This is a genomic window from Massilia sp. Mn16-1_5 (assembly GCF_004798585.1).
In the GTDB taxonomy this organism is placed as follows: Bacteria; Pseudomonadota; Gammaproteobacteria; order Burkholderiales; family Burkholderiaceae_D; genus Telluria.
On the sequence record NZ_PPXQ01000011.1, the window covers coordinates 46,850 to 63,706 of the forward strand.

The window sequence follows — 16,857 nt, forward strand, 5'->3', positions numbered from 1 at the left end:
GTTTAGTTACCTGCCACGACCATCTTCTCGATCAGGATGGACCCGGTCGATTTATTGCCGCGTGCCAAAACATCGTTGCCGACGCCGACGATCTGCTGGAACATCTCGCGCATGTTGCCGGCGATCGTGATTTCCTCGACGGGGTACTGGATGACGCCGTTCTCGACCCAGTAGCCCGAGGCGCCGCGCGAATAGTCGCCGGTGACGTAGTTCACGCCCTGCCCCATCAGTTCCGTCACCAGCAGGCCCGTGCCCATCTTGCGCAGCATGCCCTCGAAGGTGTCGGCCAGTTTCGTCTCGTCCGAGGTGATGCTGAGGTTGTGCGAGCCGCCGGCGTTACCCGTGGTTTTCATGCCCAGCTTGCGCGCCGAGTACGAGGACAGGAAGTAGCCCTGCAGGACGCCGCTGTCGATGACCTTGCGGCGCACGGTGCGCACGCCCTCTTCGTCGAAGGGCGAGGAACCCACTTCGCCGATGACGTGCGGGTCTTCGATGATCTGGATATGGCGCGGGAAGACCTGCTTGCCGAGGGTGTCGAGGAGAAAACTCGATTTGCGGTAGAGCGAGCCGCCCGATACGGCCTGCACGAAAGCGCCCAGCAGGCCGGCGGCCAGCGGCGCCTCGAACAGCACCGGGCAGCTGCGGGTGTCGAGTTTACGGGCGTTCAGGCGCGCCAGTGCGCGTTCGGCGGCGTAGCGGCCCACCGCTTCCGGCTTGGCCAGCTTTTTCGGGTCGCGCGCCGAGGTATACCAGTCGTCGCGCTGCATCTTGTTGCCCTTGCCGGCGATCGGCGCGATCGACATCGTATGGCGCGAGAACGGGTAGCCGCCCATGAAGCCGCGCGTGTTGGCGGCGACGAAATGCGATTGCTGGACGTAGACGCTGGCGCCTTCGCTGTTGGTGATGCGGCGGTCGACCTCGAAGGCCGCGTTCTCGCAGCGCTGGGCCAGCTCGACGGCTTCCTCGGTACTGATCTGCCACGGGTAGCACAGGCGCAGGTCGCGCGGGTTCATCTCGAGCATGTCGGCGTCCGGCAGGCCGGCCGCGTCGTCCTCGGCGGTGAAGCGGGCGATGTTCCAGGCCGCCTCCACAGTGGCTTTCAGCGAGGCTTCCGAAAAATCGGAGGTGCTGGCATTGCCGCGGCGCTGGCCGGCGTAGACGGTGACGCCGATGCCCTTGTCCTTGTTCTGCTCGATGGTCTCGATCTGGCCGCGACGTACCGACACCGACAGCCCGCTACCCTCGCTGATCTCGACCGAGGCATCGGTCGCGCCCTGCTCCTTGGCGAATGCAAGCACGCTCTGCGCCAGCGCTTTGAGCTGGTCCTGGGTGTGGGTAAAAACGGAGTCGTTCATGTCGTGTTTTTCGTGGCGAGCCCTAAAACAGTTATCATAGCAGCCGTTTACTGTTTTTACTGATCGGCTCAGCGCCAATCGGATCATCCAATACCATGCCTAATCCAAACCGCGGCTCCGTGGGCTTCCAGTCCAACGAGTTCGAGCAAGAATACGAACGCCCATCCAAATCTGAACTCAAGCGCCAGATGGACGAGTTGCAGAAACTCGGAGCGCAACTCGTTGCCGAGCCGCGCGACCGCGTCAAGCGCGTGCCGATGCCGGACGACGTCAAGGACGCCATCCTCGAGTGCCAGACCATCACCAACCACGAAGGCCGGCGCCGCCAGCTGCAGTTCGTGGGCAAGAAGATGCGCACGCTGACCGAAGAGGAAGTGGCCGTCATCCAGCGCACCATCGACAGCTGGAAAGGCGCCTCCAAGGCCGAGACGGCCGCGCTGCACGCCCTCGAGCGCCGCCGCGAGAAGCTGCTGAGCGACGACAAGGCACTTACGACGCTGTTAGAAGAGCACCCGGAACTGGACGTGCAGCACCTGCGCACCCTGATCCGCAATGCGCGCAAGGAGCAGGCCGAGAACAAGCCGCCGAAGGCCTACCGCGAACTGTTCCAGATTTTAAAAGAGCTGGGCAAGAAACCGGCGGCGCCGGCCGACGACGAATTGGAAGACGATGAGTCCGCAGACGAGTAACGAAGTGATGCTGGTGATCGGCCTGGTGTCGGTCTCGGACCGCGCCAGCGGCGGCGTTTATGAGGACAAGGGCATTCCTGCGCTGCAGGACTGGCTGGCCTCGGCCATCACGACGCCCTACCGCATCGAGCCGCGCCTGATTCCCGACGAGCGTACGCAGATCGAGAAGACCCTGGTCGAGCTGGTCGACGTGACCGGCTGCCACCTGGTGCTGACCACCGGCGGCACCGGTCCCGCGCGGCGCGACGTCACGCCCGAGGCGACGCTGGCCGTCGGCACCAAGGAAATGCCGGGCTTCGGCGAGCAGATGCGCCAGATCAGCCTGCGCTTCGTGCCGACCGCCATCCTGTCGCGCCAGGTCGCCGTGATCCGTGAAACGCTTGATCACGCGGCCCTGATCATGAACCTGCCGGGCCAGCCGAAGGCGATCAAGGAAACCCTCGAGGGCCTGAAAGACGCGGACGGGAATGTGGTCGCCGGCGGCATCTTCGCCGCCGTCCCCTACTGCATCGACCTGATCGGCGGCCCCTACATGGAAACCAATCCGGCGGTGAGCAAGACCTGGCGGCCAAAGACCGCGCAGCGCCCCGCCGTCACTACCCAGGACAACGCATGAGCGATCTGCTGCAAACCATCGACATTGAAACCGCGCCGAATCCATCGGTCGCGATCATCTGGCTGCACGGCCTGGGCGCCGACGGCAACGACTTCGTGCCGCTGGTGCGCGAACTCGATTTGACGGGCCTGCCCGCCATCCGCTTCGTCTTCCCGCATGCGAAGACGATTCCGGTGACGATCAACGGCGGCTACGTGATGCGCGCCTGGTACGACATCACCGGCGCCGAACTGACGCGCCGCGAAGACGAGACCGGCCTGCGCGACTCGCAGCGCGACGTCGAGGCCCTGATCGCGCGCGAAAAGGCGCGCGGCATCCCGGCCTCGAAGATCGTCCTGGCCGGCTTCTCGCAAGGCTGCGCGATGACCCTGCAGACCGGCCTGCGCCATCCGGAAAAGCTGGCCGGCATGCTGTGCCTGTCGGGCTACCTGCCGCTCAACGAGAAAGTCGTCCACGAGCGCACCGAGGAAAGCATCGACACCCCGATCTTCATGGCGCACGGCCGCCAGGACCACGTGGTGCCCTTCCTGCGCGGCGAACAGTCGCGCGACATCCTCAAGGAACTCGGCTATACGATCGACTGGCACGCTTACCCGATGCAGCATTCGCTCTGCTTCGAGGAGGTGCAGGACATCTCGGCGTGGCTGAAGAAGGTACTGGCTTAACAAGCCTCAACCAACGGGAGCTGCGGCTCCCGTTTTACATTGGAGGTCATCATGGCCAAGAAAGAAGAACTCGACGAAGAGACGCTGGCGCTGATCAACTGGTGCATCGAGGTCGAAGGTTTTCTCGTTGCCGGCGGGGCGACGCAGAAGCAGGCGCAGGAACATATCGAGGAGCAGGTGGAGTGGTTCACCGATTTGTTCTATGACGGCTTGACGCCCGAGGAAGCGGCCAAGGAAGCGCTGGCCTGAGTTCAGGCTCTATACCGCGTGGAGTCGGGACTCCACCCTACGTATACCACTGATCGTAGGGTAGAGTCCTGACTCCACGGGGGTTTAATCAGGCAGAGGCGGCGCGCTGGAGACGGGAACGGCAGTGCGCGCCGTGTTCATCACCATCGCCAAAAACGTGTAGTAGCCGTTCAGCCCCATCAGATCGACCACGCCCTGTTCGCCGAACAGGGCCACCGCCTCGCCATAGGTGCGGTCCGACACCTCTTTGTTCTGGTGCAGTTCGACGCAGAAGTCGTGCACCACCGATTCGTCCACCAGCATGCCTTCCGGCCGTTCGCGCCGCGCGATGGCATTGATCACGTCCGGCGGCACGCCGACCTGCGCCGCGATCGGCGCATGGATCGCCCACTCGACGCCCTGGTTCCACTGGCGCGCCGTGACCAGAATCGCCAGTTCCGATAACCTGACCCCGATGGCGCTGCGGTAGCGCAGGTACTCTCCCATGCGCTGGGCGTTTTCCAGCAGTTCCGGACTGCGCAGCAGGGGCACGAAGGGGCCGTAGAGCGCGCCGCGCGGACCTTCGATGACGGCCTGGGCGGCGCGGCGCTGGGCTTCGGTCATCTCGCTGGGGGGAATCGGACGTAGGCGATCGGTCATGGTCGGCGGCGCGAGTGTCTTAACGGAAAACTGTCTTTACAAAAATATTCGCACAGCTTACGGTAAAGATCAAAGGAATCCGGGCGCGACGAGTTTATTGTCAACCGTCAACTATTTGCCGGAGGGAAATTCATGAGCCATCTCATCCACCGCAGCCTGCGCCAGACGCCGCCGATTGCCACCCATGCTTCGGGCATCACGGTTTTCGACAATGCCGGCAACGCCTACCTCGACGCCAGCGGCGGCGCCGCCGTGTCCTCGCTGGGTCACGGCCATCCGGACGTGATCGCCGCCATGCACCGCCAGATCGACCGCTGCGCCTATGCCCACACCGCCTTCTTTACCACCGAGGTGGCCGAAGAGCTGGCGCAGACGCTGGTCGCCAAGGCACCAAGCGGCATCCAGGGCGTGTACCTGGTGTCGGGCGGTTCGGAGGCGATGGAGACGGCCTTGAAGCTGGCGCGCCAATACTTCGTCGAAGCCGGCGAGACCGGGCGCTCGCTGTTCATCGCGCGGCGCCAGAGCTATCACGGCAACACGCTGGGCGCGCTGGCCGTCGGCGGCAACGAATGGCGCCGCAAGCCCTTCGCGCCGCTGCTGATGGAGGTGCCGCGGGTATCGCCCTGCTACGAGTACCGCGACCGGCGCGAGGGCCAGAGCGTGGACGCCTACACCGCCTGCCTGCTCGACGAACTGGAGACGGCCATCGTCAAGGCGGGCCCCGAGAAGGTGATCGGCTTCGGCGCCGAGCCGGTGGTGGGCGCGACCGGCGGCGCGATCCCGCCGACGCCCGGCTATTTCGCCGGCGTGCGCGCCATCTGCGACCGCTACGGCATCCTCTTCATCGCCGACGAGGTGATGTGCGGGATGGGCCGCACCGGCACCCTGTTCGCGGTCGAGCAGGAAGGCGTGGCGCCCGACATCATCGCGGTAGCCAAGGGCCTGGGCGGCGGCTACCAGCCGGTCGGCGCGGTGCTGGCGCAGGGCGCCATCGTCGAGCGCCTGCGCCACGGCAGCGGCGCCTTCCTGCACGGGCACACGTACATCGGCCATCCGGTGGCGGCCGCCGCCGCGCTGGCGGTGCAGCAGGTGATCGAGCGTGACGGCCTGCTGGAACAGGTGCAGCGGCGCGGCGCAACGCTCAAACGCATGCTCGGCGACGTATTCGGCAAACACCCGCACGTGGGAGATATTCGCGGGCGCGGCCTGTTCCTCGGGATCGAGCTGGTGCAGGACCGCGCGACGAAAGAGCCCTTCGCGCCGGAGCGCAAGCTGCATGCGGCGATCAAGAACGAGGCGATGGCGCGCGGGCTGATGGTATATCCGATGGGCGGGACGATCGACGGCCAGCGCGGGGATCACATTTTGTTGGCGCCGCCGTTCATCGTGTCGGCCAGCGAGCTGTCGGAGATCGTGACGCGGCTCGCGGAGGCAGTCGACGCCGCATTACTGAAGTAACCGTAATAACCGTAGGGTGGGCGCCCTGTGCCCACCAGAAGCTTGCGCAGCGTTGGCGCATCGTGATGGTGGGCACAGGGCGCCCACCCTACCGCATCATTTCGGGAACGCGACGACTTCCGCCTGCTGTTCGCCCAGTCCCGCAATCCCCAGCCGTAGCTTGTCGCCCTTCTTCAAGAACCGCTGCGGCTTGCGTCCTAATCCGACGCCCGGCGGCGTGCCGGTGGTGATGATGTCGCCCGGCTCCAGCGTCATGAAACGCGAGACGTAGCTGACGATCTGGGCCACCGTGAAAATCATGCTCGAGGTGTTCCCGGTCTGCATGCGCTTGCCGTTCAGCTCCAGGTAGAGGTCGAGGTCCTGCACGTCGTAGACGTCGTCGCGCGTGACGAGGAAGGGGCCAACCGGGCCGAAGCTGTCGCAGCCTTTGCCTTTATCCCACTGCGAACCCATCTCGAACTGGTAGGCGCGCTCGGTGACGTCGTTCACCACGCAGTAGCCCGCCACGAATGTCAGGGCCTCTTCTTCGCTCACGTACTGGGCGCGGGTGCCGATGACGACGCCGAGTTCGACTTCCCAGTCGGTCTTTTTCGAGCCTTTCGGCAGCTGGATCGGGTCGTCCGGGCCGTTCAGGCAGCTGATCGCCTTGGTGAAGAACACCGGTTCGGCCGGTACCGGGGAGCCCGTCTCGGCGCAGTGGTCGGCATAGTTCATGCCGATGCCGATGAACTTGCCGATGCCTTTCACCGGCACGCCCAGGCGCGGATTGCCGCGTACCAGCGGCAGGGTCTTGGTATCGATCTTGGCGAGTTTGCGCAGCGTGCGCTCGTTCAGCACGGCGCCATCGATATCCTGGATCACGCCGGACAGGTCGCGCAGGCGCCCTTCATCGTCGAACAGGCCCGGCTTTTCCTTGCCCGGGCGGCCATAGCGCACCAATCTCATGTCGTTCCCTCGTTGTTCTGCCGCTCGACGCATGCCACCATGGCGCGTCCGACGGGCCAGCATGATACCAAGCTTATTCTTTTGCCGTCAGCAGCCAGGCGCTCATGTCGAGGGCATCGCGTTCGCTCACGCCCACGGCCGGCATCGCCGTATGCGGGTCGATCGATTGCGGGTCGCGGATCCAGCGCACCAGGTTGGGCTGGTTGTTGGGCAGGCTGCCGGCGATGAAGCGGCGCTCGGCAAGGCCCGCCAGCGAACGGCCGACGTGGGTCTCGGGCCCGGTCAGGCCGGGGATGATGTGGCAGGCGCGGCAGGCGTGCTGGGCCAGCGCGATGCGGCCGCGTTCGGGGTCGCCCTGCACCGTGTTCGACGGCGGCTTGCCCTGGCAGCCGGCAAGCAGCGCCAGCACGCATAAAAGCAGGCGCGCGCTCATCGCACGGCTCCCGGCGCCGGTGCGGACGCAGGCCCGGCGCGCGTCGCCTGCTCGTAATCGCGCGCCGACAGCGTCGGCAGCACGCCCATGAAGGCGACCACCGCCCATAAATCGGATTCACTGATATGAAACTGCCAGGCCGGCATACCGCTCATCTTGATGCCGTGCTTGGTGATCCAGTACAGTTCGCGCGGCTGCCAGCGCGCGCTGGCATCGATCAGGGGTCCGGGCAGCGGCTGCATGCTTTGCCCGATCTTGGCCTGGGCGAAACCGGGTCCGCCATGGCATTGGGCGCAATGGGCGGCGTAGACCAGCGCGCCCTGCTTCACCTGCTGCGGCGCGCCCAGCGGCGGCACCCTCACTTCGCTCGAATGGTTGCGCACCGAATACGTCATGCCCTTTTCCAGCAGCGTGTACACCGGTTGCAGGTGCTGGGCGGTGGCCGAGGTGTCGTACCAGCCGGCGCGCAGCACAATAAAACCGCCGATGGCACCCGCCAGCCCCGCCAGCGCCAGCGTGGCGGCAGCGGTTTTCAGGATCAGGCGGGTACGGTTGGATGGCATCGGTCGTTGGGTGGGGTGCGCACTGTTGAAAAAATGATATCGCTTCTCTTGTATTATATAGAGCCATTGGCCTTATCGAATTCAATTGTGCGCTATCACTTTATTCTTCCCGCGCTGCCCCGTACCGCCTGCCTTGCCGGGCTCTGCCTGGCATTCCTGGCCGGCTGCGGCAAACAGGAGGCGCCGAAACAGGTGAGCGGCGGCGATCCGGCCCGGGGCCAGCGCCTGATGGCGCAATACCAGTGCACGGCCTGCCACGCGATTCCCGAGGTGCCGGGTACGCCAGGGAATGCCGGGCCGCCTTTGGACCAGTTCGGGCTGCGCAGCTATATCGCCGGAGGGATTCCAAACATGCCGCAGCAACTCACTGCCTGGCTCGACAACCCGCAAGCCATGAAGCCCGGCACCGCCATGCCCGACCTGGGCGTCTCCCCGGCCGAGGCACGCGACATGGCCGCTTACCTGTACACGCTGCGATGACGAATGCGATGACGGCACCGCTGCAGTCGGTCCTGCACCCCGCCAGTCCGGACGCCGCCATCATCGCGCACCTGTCCTGGGTCTTGTTCGGCGGCGCCGCCGTCATTTTCATCGCCGTGATGGCGCTGACGTTCATCGGCCTGCGCGGCAAGGGGGGACGCCAGGTCTCGGCGCGCTGGTGGATCGGCGGCGCCGGCATTGCATTCCCGGTCGTGGTATTGAGCGCGCTGCTGGTCTGGAGCACCTGGCGCAGCGCCGAGCTGTCGCCGCAAACCTCGCGCGGCGCGATGAGCATCGGCGTCACCGCCAAGATGTGGTGGTGGGAGGTGCGCTACCACGATCCCGCCAGCGGACGCGAAGTGGTCAGCGCCAACGAGATCCGCATTCCCACCGGCCGTCCCGTCTATATAGGCCTGACCTCGACCGACGTGATCCACAGCCTGTGGGTACCGGCCCTGAACGGCAAGATGGACACCGTGCCCGGGCGCGTCAACGGCCTGACCCTGCAAGCCGACAAACCCGGCATCTACCGCGGCCAGTGCGCCGAATACTGCGGCGAGCAGCATGCGCGCATGGCGCTGCACGTGGTCGCCATGGCGCCGGCCGACTTCGAGCGCTGGCTGGCGAACGAGGCGCAGCCGGCGCGCGCGCCGCAGGACGCACTGGTCGAACGCGGACGCGCCGCCTTCTTCGAGCAGCGCTGCCAGAGCTGCCACACGATCCGCGGCGTCGCCGAAGGCGCGCGCCTCGGTCCCGACCTGACCCACGTGGGTGGGCGCACGCACATCGCCGCCGGCACGCTGCGCAACCACCGCGGTTCGCTGGCCGGCTGGATCGCCGACCCGCAAGCCATCAAGCCGGGCGCGCGCATGCCGGCCGCGCTCGACATCGACGGCGAGACGCTGCGCGCCCTGGCCGTGTACCTCGAACAGCTGAAATGACGACATGACGGACCACGCCATCCAAGACCGCCTGCCCAGTTCCCTCCCCCGACCCGAGGGCGAGCTGGAACGGCTGGAAAAACCCTGGCAACGGCCGACCGGCTGGCGCTTCCTCAAGCGCGTCGACAACACCAGCATCGGCCTGCTCTACATCGGCACCGCGCTGCTGTTCTTCCTGCTGGCCGGGATCCTCGGCCTGATGATGCGCACCCAGCTGGCAGTGCCCGACAACGGCCTGATGAGCGCCTCGGTGTACAACCAGGTCTTCACCATGCACGGCACGGTGATGATGTTCCTGTTCGCGATTCCCATCGTCGAAGCGATCTCGGTCTACCTGCTGCCGAACATGCTGGGCGCGCGCGACCTGCCCTTCCCACGCCTCTCGGCCTATGCCTACTGGGCGTACGCGATCGGCGGCCTGGCCTTCTTCTGCACCCTGTTCTTCGGTCTGTCGCCCGACGGCGGCTGGTTCATGTACCCGCCGCTGACAGGTAAACAGTATTCTCCGGGGCTGAACGCCGACTTCTGGCTGCTCGGAATCGGTTTTATTGAAATCTCGGCCATCGCCGGCGCCATCGAACTGATCGTCGGCATCCTGTTCACCCGAGCGCCGGGCATGACCTTGTCGCGCATGCCGGTGTATGCCTGGGCCATGCTGGTGGTGGCCGTGATGATCGTGTTCGCTTTCCCGGCCATCATCGCCGGCACGGCATTGCTGGAGATGGAGCGCGCGTTTGATTGGCCCTTCTTCATCGGCGAGCGCGGCGGCGATCCGATTCTGTGGCAGCACCTGTTCTGGTTCTTCGGCCATCCCGAGGTCTACATCATCTTCCTGCCCGCCGCCGGCATGGTCTCGACCATGATCCCGACGATTGCCGGCACGCCGCTGGTCGGCCGTAAAGCGATCATCGTGGCGCTGGTGATCGTCTGCTTCTTCAGCTTCGCGCTGTGGGCGCACCACATGTTCACGGCCGGCCTGGGCGTGATGTCGATGAGTTTCGTGTCGGCCGCCAGCATGGCGGTGGCCGTGCCGACCGGGATCCAGGTGTTCGCCTGGATCGCGACGCTCTGGCGCGGCAAGGTGAGGATGACCGGGCCCGCCCTGTTCCTGGGCGGCTTCATGTTCATTTTTGTCCTCGGCGGCCTGACCGGCGTCATGGTCGCCCTGCTGCCCTTCGACTGGCAGGCCCACGACACCTACTTCATCGTTGCGCACTTCCACTACGTGCTGGTCGGCGGCATGGTATTCCCTGTCTTTGCGGCCATGTACTACTGGCTGCCGCTGTTGAAGGGCCAGCGCCTGTCCGAACGCGTGGCAAAATGGGTGTTCTGGCTGATGTTCGGCGGTTTTAATATTGCCTTTTTCCCGATGCATATCACCGGGCTGCTCGGCATGCCGCGCCGGGTCTACACCTATCCGGGTGAGATGGGCTGGAACGGATTGAACATGGTCTCGACCGTCGGCGCCTTCGTGCTCGCGGCGGGCGTGCTGCTGTTCCTGGTCGACGTCGTGCGCACCCTGCGCCGGCCCGAGCAGCCCGTCGGCAATCCGTGGAACGCGTCGACGCTCGAATGGCTGCCGACCGAAGCCTATAACGCGCGCAGCATCCCGGAAGTGCGCTCCGCCGATCCATTGTGGGACCAGCCGAATCTGTGCGAGCAAGTGGAAGCCGGCCAGCATTACCTGCCCGGCACCGAAAGCGGCCAGCGCGAGACCCTGGTCACCAGCCCGGTCGCGGCCACCCCGCGCCACCTGCTGGTGCTGCCGGCCGACAGCTGGCTGCCCTTCACGGCGGCAGCCGGAACGGCGGGCTTCTTCCTGCTGCTGACGGTCAAAATGCATGTCGTGGCCTGGGCCTGCGGCATCACGGCCATCGCCGCAACCGTCGCCTGGCTGTGGGGCTCGGACCGCACGCCGCCGATCAGCCAGGCGAAGGTCTCCGACACGCTGGTGCTGCCGGTCGGCGCGCGCGGCAGGGCCTCGCATTCCTGGTGGGCGACCATCATCATGCTGGTGGTGGACGCGACCGTGTTCGCCTCTTTCGTCTTCGCCTACATCCACATCTCGATGCGCCTGGAAGTCTGCCCGCCGCCGGCGGCGAGCCTGCCGGCGCTGCGCTGGCCGCTGATGGCCGGCGCCCTGCTGGCCGCGGGATCGGCCTGCATGCTGTGGGCGGTGCGCAGCCTCGGCACGCGGCGCCTGCCCTGGCTGGCGCTGGCGGCGCTCGGCTGCACCGGCGCCGCCTTCCTGGTCGACCTGCACGGCTACCAGCTGGCCGGCCTGGATCCGCAGGCGCAGGCATGGAGCGCGACGATCGGCGCCCTGCTCAGCTACCAGGGCCTGCATGTGGTCGTGCTGGCGCTGGTCGGGATCTATCTCGCCGCGCGCGCCTGGAGCGGCCGCCTGTCGCCGTCCAGCCGCGCAACGCTCGACAATACGGCGCTGCTCTGGCACTACACGACGCTGCAAGGCATCGTGCTGTCGCTGGCGGTGCACGGCGTGCCCTTGCTGATGGAGTGATCGATGCGCGAACGCTTATTCGGAAAGCTCATGCGCGGCACCCTGCCGCTGCTGGTCTGGGCGGCGCATTTCGCGGGCAGCTATGTGCTGGTGGCGGCCCAGTGCAGTCCGGCCGGCTTCGCGCCGGGCAATCCGCACCGCCTGCCGCTGGCTTTGATGACGCTCGCCGCGCTGGCGATCTGCGCTGCGCTGGCCTGGCGCGCGCGCCGGGCCTTTGGCGGCGACGAGCATACGGCGCTGCTGGACTGGGCGGCGGCCCTCACCGCGCTGCTGGGCTTTGCGGGGATTGCCTGGACCTCGGTGCCGTTGTGGTTCGTGGATAGCTGCGCGTAAGAGCCGTAGGGTGGGCGCCCCGTGCCCACCGGGACGATGCGCTAACGCGGCGCATGCTTTTGGTGGGCACGGGGGCGCCCACCCTACCGCGCTGCGGGGCGTACGCGCCAGACGACATTGCCGACATCGTCCGCCACTAGCAGCGCGCCCGCCTTGTCGATCGCCACCCCGACCGGACGCCCGAGGGCGTCGCCGTTCCGGTCGACAAAGCCGGTCAGCACGTCGACCGGCTGGCCGTTCGGCTTGCCGCCGGCAAAGGGAACAAACACCACTTTGTAGCCCGATAAAGGCTTGCGGTTCCACGACCCGTGTTCGCCGATGAAGGCGCCGCTGGCGAACGTCGGCCCCAGCTTCGCGCCTTCCGCGAAGGTCAGGCCGAGCGCGGCGACGTGGGCGCCGAGGGCGTAGTCGGGGGCGATCGCTTTGGCCACCAGGTCCGGGCGCGGCGGTTTCACGCGCTCGTCGACATGCCGGCCGTAGTAGCTGTAGGGCCAGCCGTAGAAGGCGCCGTCCTTTACCGACGTCAGGTAGTCGGGCACCAGGTCGCTGCCGATTTCGTCGCGCTCGTTCACGACCGTCCACAGGGCGCCGCTCTGCGGCTCCCAGGCCATGCCATTCGGATTGCGCAGCCCCGAGGCGAACACGCGCGTGCCGCCGTTCCCGATGTCGACCTCGAGGATGGCAGCGCGGTCGACCTCGTTTTCGATGCCGTTTTCGGCGACATTGCTGTTCGAGCCGACGGTCGCGTACAGTTTGCTGCCGTCGCGGCTGGCGATGATGTTCTTGGTCCAGTGGTGGTTGATCGTCCCGCCCGGCAGCGGCGCCACCTTCTGCGGCGCGGCCGTGATCTTGGTCATGCCCTCCTTGTACGGGAAGCGGACGATGCCGTCCGCATTCGCCACATACAGGGTCTCGCCCACCAGCGCCATGCCGAAAGGCGAATACAGGCCTTGCAGGAAGACGCTGCGCAGCTCGGCCACGCCGTCGCCATCGACGTCGCGCAGCAGCGTGATGCGGTTCGCGCTCGGGACCGCGGCGCCGGCCTTGGCCATCACCTTGCCCATGATGTAGCCCTTGATGCCTTTCTTGTCGTCCGGGCGCTCGGGCGCGTTGGTCTCCGCCACCAGCACATCGCCGTTGGGCAGCACGTACAGCCAGCGCGGATGATCCAGCCCGCTTGCAATCGCGTGCACTTCCAGGCCCTGGGCGGCGTTCGGCTTGCCGCCGTTCCAGCCCTTGGCAGGTGCGATGTCGACCGTCGGGATCAGGCTTTGCTTCGGGGCCGGCAGGAAGGGGGCGGGACCGACGCCGGCGCCGGCAAGCAGGGTGGATTTGTCGCCGCAGCCGGACAGGCCAAGCACGATGGCGGCTGCCACGATGAAGGAAGAACGGGCGCGCATGATGTCTCCTGGACGGATCGAACAAACGGATCGCTTGATTCTAGCCAGTAAGCCGATACCGCTCCGCTCGATTCCGTCCAGCAAACAATGCACCGCTCAGGCGGGTGTGCGCGCCTCCTCGATGTCGGCTTCCACTTCCGGCCTGGCGCCAAACCGGCGCCGCGCATAGCCGAACAAGCCGGGCACCTGCAGCAAGACCAGCGCCCCGAAGGCCACCTGGTAGGCAGTCGCCGGGTAGCGTCCGCCCACATCCGGCTGCCACAGCCCGACCACCAGTCCGAAGCCGGCCTGCACCAGGAAGGCGCCGACAAAGATCAGGAGGTTCAGGCAGGTGGCGGCGCGTCCCGTCAGTTCGCGCGGCATGCTCTGGGCGACGATCGCGTACTCGATGCCGGTGATCGTGCCCACCAGCGTGAACAGCACCGACAGCAGCTGGAAGCTCGGCCTGTAGCCGGCCACGAAGGCCGCCTGCACCAGCACGAACAAGGCGATACCGGCGCCGGCCACGTCGAGCGGCGTGACGCCGCGCTTGCCGGCCCATTCGGTGATCATGCCCACCGCGATCGCCCCGAAGATGACGGCCGCCATGCCCAGGTACAACAGGTAGGCCACGGCATCGTCCGGAAAGCGTGCCACGTCCGACAGCCAGCGCCCGATCCACAGGCCCTGGATCCCGAAGAACACCGCGTGCGGCAGCAGGACCAGCGAGATCGTCGAACGAAAGGCCGGCGTGCGGTACACGCTCAGGATCGAGGCCAGCATGGGCGGACGCGTGCCGGCAGGTGCGGCGCAGCGCGGCGCGAACAGCCAGATCAGGGCGCCGCTGGCGGCGATGCCCGCGGCCAGCAGCAGGAACAGGCCGCGCCAGTCGGTGTACTGGAGCGCCATCCGCACCGGCATGGTGGCGGACGCCGCACCCAAGCCGCCGACCGCGATCAGGTAGCCGTGCACCGAGGGCAGCTTGCCAGGCGCGATCCAGGTCGAAATCGCCTTCACGGCCGACATGAAGCAGCCGCCCAGGCCCAGGCCCATGACCGCGCGCGCCAGCACCAGCTGGCCGAAGCTCGTGCCGCGCGCGAACAGCAGTGCGCCCAGGGCCGCGACCAGCATCAGCGCCAGCTGCACCTTGCGCGGCCCGTAGCGGTCGAGCGCGATCCCGACCGGCAGCTGCACCAGCGCGAAGGCGAAGAAGAAGGCGCTGGTGAGCAGGCCCAGTTGCCCCGGGGTGAGTGCGAGCGAGCCGACCAGGTTCGAGGCCAGCACGGCGTTCACGTTGCGCAGCAGCGAGGAGAGGTAGTGTCCCAGCGCGAACGGCAGGAACACGTAGAAGAAAACCGCCACGCCGGACAGGCGTGGCGAGTCCTGGTTAGCCATAGGGCGTCCCGATCCGGCCCGGATCAGGCGGCGCTGGGCTGGTTGTCGCTGGCGCGGCGGTCGTGCGTGGCTTGCACGATCGGAATCACGCGGCCGGCCGCGGCGTGCAGGCCGTGATCGCCGCTCTCCTCTTCGAAGAAGAATTTTTTACGCCCGAAAGCGGGCTTCAGGTGATCGAGCCAGGTCGCGTCCGGATCGTATTTCGCGAAGAAGGGTTTGCGGACCCAGTCGGGATTGCGCGCCTGCAGGAACTGCAGCGCGAACAGCTTCTCGCCGTTGATCGTCACCACGCCGTCGATCACGACCTTGCCGGGGAAGGCGCTCATCGAAGGCCCGCGCACGGTGCGAGACAAACCCGACACCATCGAATAGGCCGACTGGAAGATCTCGTGGGCTTTCGCCAGCGGCAGCGCGAAATAATCGCTCGGGCCGGTGTCGCGCTCGACGAACATGTAGTACGGGATCGCGCCCAGGCGCACGCCGGTGGTCCACAATTCGGCCCAGCTTTTCGGGTCTTCGTTGATGTGGCGGATCAGCGGGCCCTGCATGCGCAGCGTGGCGCCGGTGCCGACGATGCGTTTCACGGCTTGCTGGGCGATCGGGTGGCGCAGTTCGACGGCATGGTTGTAGTGGCCCATGATGGCCAGGTTCTTGCCGGCCTTGACCACCCGTTCGAACAGGCGCAGCAGGTCGTCGGAATCCTTGTCGGAGACGTAGCGCTGCGGCCAGTAGGCGACCGACTTGGTGCCGATGCGGATGTTCTGGATGTGGGCCAGCTCGGGCGCCAGCAGGGGTTCCAGGAACTCGGTGAGCGAGCGCGTGTTCATGATCATCGGATCGCCACCGGTGATCAGGACGTCGGTCACGTCCAGGTGCGTTTTGAGGTAGGACACCAGTTCCGTGCATTCGCGCGCATCGAACTTCATGTCGTCCATGCCGACGAACTGCGGCCAGCGGAAGCAGAAGGTGCAATAGGCGTGGCAGGTCTGGCCCGAGCTCGGGAAGAACAGCACGGTTTCCTTGTACTTGTGCTGCAGTCCTTTCAGGGGCGCGTCGTTCACGCGCGGGACGTTATGGGTCATCTGGCCGGCCGGGTGCGGGTTCATGCGCATGCGGATCTGGTGCACCAGTTTCGCGATCGCGGCGTCGTCCTTCTTGTGCAGCACCAGGTCGCGCAGCTGCTCGTATTCTCGGCTTGGAAGCATGTCGCGGTGCGGGAAAGTGAGCCGGAAGATCGGGTCGTCCGGAATCTTGTCCCAGTCGATCAGCTGGTCGAGTACGTATTCGTTGACGCGAAACGGCAGCACATGCGAGACGACCTGGGTTGCTTCCTGCAACTCCGGGCTCATCCATTGCCACTGACGGGCAAGCGCGATGGTCTGGCGTGTATAAGGCTTGAACTTGGCGGGCGTCGAGTCGGTGGTGGTCACGGCATGCTCCTGAAAAGGAAAGATGGTGGGGGAGGACGACAGGCGAATTCTTGAGTAAGAAATTGCCGGCGGGAACTCATCTTATGACCCATGCGTGTCTTGGAATTGCACACAATCAATTAAACCGACACAAAATTTCCGGTAAGCATTGAGTGTTTGTTGCAAGACATGTGGCGCTGTCGTCGCACTCGTTTTATGCACTTGAGTTAGCGCAATTTGCCTGTTGAAAGTGCGGCGTACATTTCCCAATGCACTTAGGAAAGTTTCCCCCCAGCCGACCCACCGAAAGGATTGTTCTCATGAAGCTGCTCGCCACTGCCACCGCCCTGTGCCTCGGACTCGCCTGCTCCGGTGCACTGGCCAACGAACCGACCGAAAAGGATGCGATCGCAATGGCCGAGCGCGGTGCCGCCCTGGTCAAGGCCAAAGGCAAGGAAGAGATGATGAAGCGCATCAACGCCAAGGATCCGGATTTCGTCCAGGGCGAACTGTATGTCGATCTGCGCGACGTCAAGACCGGCATCGTGCTGGCCCATCCGTACAACCCTTCGATCGTCGGCAAGGACCTGACCGACGTGCCGGATGCGAACGGCAAGAAATACCGCCGCGAGATCATCGAGCTGGCTGCCGCCAAGGGCAAGGGCTGGGTCGACTACATGTACAAGAACCCGACCAGCGGCAAGATCGAGCCGAAGACGACCTACATCCTGCTGGTCGACGGCGTCGTGCTGGAAGCCGGCCTCTACAAGAAGTAAGCACAGTCAGA

Annotated in this window: 18 protein-coding genes; 10 read left to right on the forward strand and 8 right to left on the reverse strand. The window is 65.8% G+C overall.

The window, feature by feature from the left end:
• Nucleotides 1-2: 2 nt before the first annotated feature.
• Complete coding sequence (gene pmbA / locus C2862_RS14595; RefSeq protein WP_136220869.1) at nucleotides 3-1,355, reverse strand: metalloprotease PmbA; 1,353 nt, start codon at nucleotides 1,353-1,355, stop codon at nucleotides 3-5.
• A 95-nt stretch (nucleotides 1,356-1,450) separates the two neighbouring features.
• On the opposite strand from pmbA, the gene yjgA reads away from it, so the two are divergent.
• Genes yjgA through C2862_RS14615 form a run of 4 tightly spaced genes read left to right on the forward strand, consistent with a single transcriptional unit; the run spans nucleotide 1,451 to nucleotide 3,574 of the window.
• Entirely contained in the window at nucleotides 1,451-2,044 is a 594-nt protein-coding gene (yjgA, locus tag C2862_RS14600; protein WP_136220870.1) for a ribosome biogenesis factor YjgA, read from the forward strand.
• Entirely contained in the window at nucleotides 2,025-2,660 is a 636-nt protein-coding gene (gene mog / locus C2862_RS14605; protein WP_136220871.1) for a molybdopterin adenylyltransferase, read from the forward strand. The genes yjgA and mog overlap by 20 nt, the downstream gene beginning before the upstream one ends.
• Entirely contained in the window at nucleotides 2,657-3,325 is a 669-nt protein-coding gene (locus C2862_RS14610) for an alpha/beta hydrolase (protein WP_136220872.1), read from the forward strand. The genes mog and C2862_RS14610 overlap by 4 nt, the downstream gene beginning before the upstream one ends.
• Before the next feature lie 51 nt (nucleotides 3,326-3,376).
• Entirely contained in the window at nucleotides 3,377-3,574 is a 198-nt protein-coding gene (locus C2862_RS14615; protein WP_210735995.1) for a hypothetical protein, read from the forward strand.
• An 84-nt stretch (nucleotides 3,575-3,658) separates the two neighbouring features.
• Here C2862_RS14615 and C2862_RS14620 read toward each other — a convergent pair whose 3' ends face one another.
• Nucleotides 3,659-4,213, reverse strand: coding sequence for a carboxymuconolactone decarboxylase family protein (locus C2862_RS14620; RefSeq protein WP_136220873.1), 555 nt, complete (start codon nucleotides 4,211-4,213; stop codon nucleotides 3,659-3,661).
• A gap of 132 nt (nucleotides 4,214-4,345) precedes the next feature.
• Between C2862_RS14620 and C2862_RS14625 the strand changes: the two genes are divergently transcribed.
• Nucleotides 4,346-5,671, forward strand: a complete 1,326-nt coding sequence (locus C2862_RS14625; RefSeq protein WP_136220874.1) for an aspartate aminotransferase family protein — start codon at nucleotides 4,346-4,348, stop codon at nucleotides 5,669-5,671.
• 96 nt (nucleotides 5,672-5,767) lie between these two features.
• Here C2862_RS14625 and C2862_RS14630 read toward each other — a convergent pair whose 3' ends face one another.
• The 3 genes from C2862_RS14630 to C2862_RS25750 all read right to left on the reverse strand — a co-directional run bounded on the left by C2862_RS14630 (nucleotide 5,768) and on the right by C2862_RS25750 (nucleotide 7,612).
• Nucleotides 5,768-6,616: a fumarylacetoacetate hydrolase family protein gene (locus C2862_RS14630; protein WP_136220875.1), complete on the reverse strand. Its 849-nt coding sequence runs from the start codon at nucleotides 6,614-6,616 to the stop codon at nucleotides 5,768-5,770.
• Between the two features lie 73 nt (nucleotides 6,617-6,689).
• Entirely contained in the window at nucleotides 6,690-7,049 is a 360-nt protein-coding gene (locus tag C2862_RS25745) for a cytochrome c family protein (protein ID WP_229467441.1), read from the reverse strand.
• The gene (locus C2862_RS25750; RefSeq protein ID WP_229467442.1) at nucleotides 7,046-7,612 is read right to left on the reverse strand and encodes a cytochrome c; all 567 of its coding nucleotides are present in this window, start codon (nucleotides 7,610-7,612) and stop codon (nucleotides 7,046-7,048) included. The genes C2862_RS25745 and C2862_RS25750 overlap by 4 nt, the downstream gene beginning before the upstream one ends.
• Before the next feature lie 87 nt (nucleotides 7,613-7,699).
• On the opposite strand from C2862_RS25750, the gene C2862_RS14640 reads away from it, so the two are divergent.
• Genes C2862_RS14640 through C2862_RS14655 form a run of 4 tightly spaced genes read left to right on the forward strand, consistent with a single transcriptional unit; the run spans nucleotide 7,700 to nucleotide 11,887 of the window.
• Complete coding sequence (locus C2862_RS14640; protein WP_229467443.1) at nucleotides 7,700-8,092, forward strand: cytochrome c family protein; 393 nt, start codon at nucleotides 7,700-7,702, stop codon at nucleotides 8,090-8,092.
• 8 nt (nucleotides 8,093-8,100) lie between these two features.
• The gene (locus C2862_RS14645; protein WP_136220877.1) at nucleotides 8,101-9,033 is read left to right on the forward strand and encodes a c-type cytochrome; all 933 of its coding nucleotides are present in this window, start codon (nucleotides 8,101-8,103) and stop codon (nucleotides 9,031-9,033) included.
• Between the two features lie 4 nt (nucleotides 9,034-9,037).
• Nucleotides 9,038-11,554: a cytochrome c oxidase subunit I gene (gene ctaD / locus C2862_RS14650; RefSeq protein ID WP_136220878.1), complete on the forward strand. Its 2,517-nt coding sequence runs from the start codon at nucleotides 9,038-9,040 to the stop codon at nucleotides 11,552-11,554.
• Nucleotides 11,555-11,557: 3 nt separating this feature from the next.
• A complete protein-coding gene (locus C2862_RS14655; protein ID WP_136220879.1) occupies nucleotides 11,558-11,887 on the forward strand; it encodes a hypothetical protein in 330 nt (109 codons plus the stop codon).
• 83 nt (nucleotides 11,888-11,970) lie between these two features.
• Here C2862_RS14655 and C2862_RS14660 read toward each other — a convergent pair whose 3' ends face one another.
• The 3 genes from C2862_RS14660 to C2862_RS14670 form a co-directional block, all read right to left on the reverse strand.
• Entirely contained in the window at nucleotides 11,971-13,287 is a 1,317-nt protein-coding gene (locus tag C2862_RS14660) for a sorbosone dehydrogenase family protein (protein WP_136220880.1), read from the reverse strand.
• Nucleotides 13,288-13,383: 96 nt separating this feature from the next.
• Complete coding sequence (locus C2862_RS14665; protein WP_136220881.1) at nucleotides 13,384-14,661, reverse strand: MFS transporter; 1,278 nt, start codon at nucleotides 14,659-14,661, stop codon at nucleotides 13,384-13,386.
• 23 nt (nucleotides 14,662-14,684) lie between these two features.
• Nucleotides 14,685-16,091: a KamA family radical SAM protein gene (locus tag C2862_RS14670; RefSeq protein ID WP_136220882.1), complete on the reverse strand. Its 1,407-nt coding sequence runs from the start codon at nucleotides 16,089-16,091 to the stop codon at nucleotides 14,685-14,687.
• Nucleotides 16,092-16,390: 299 nt separating this feature from the next.
• Here C2862_RS14670 and C2862_RS14675 point away from each other — a divergent pair, with 299 nt between their 5' ends.
• The gene (locus C2862_RS14675; protein WP_136220883.1) at nucleotides 16,391-16,846 is read left to right on the forward strand and encodes a cache domain-containing protein; all 456 of its coding nucleotides are present in this window, start codon (nucleotides 16,391-16,393) and stop codon (nucleotides 16,844-16,846) included.
• The last annotated feature ends 11 nt before the right edge of the window (nucleotides 16,847-16,857 follow it).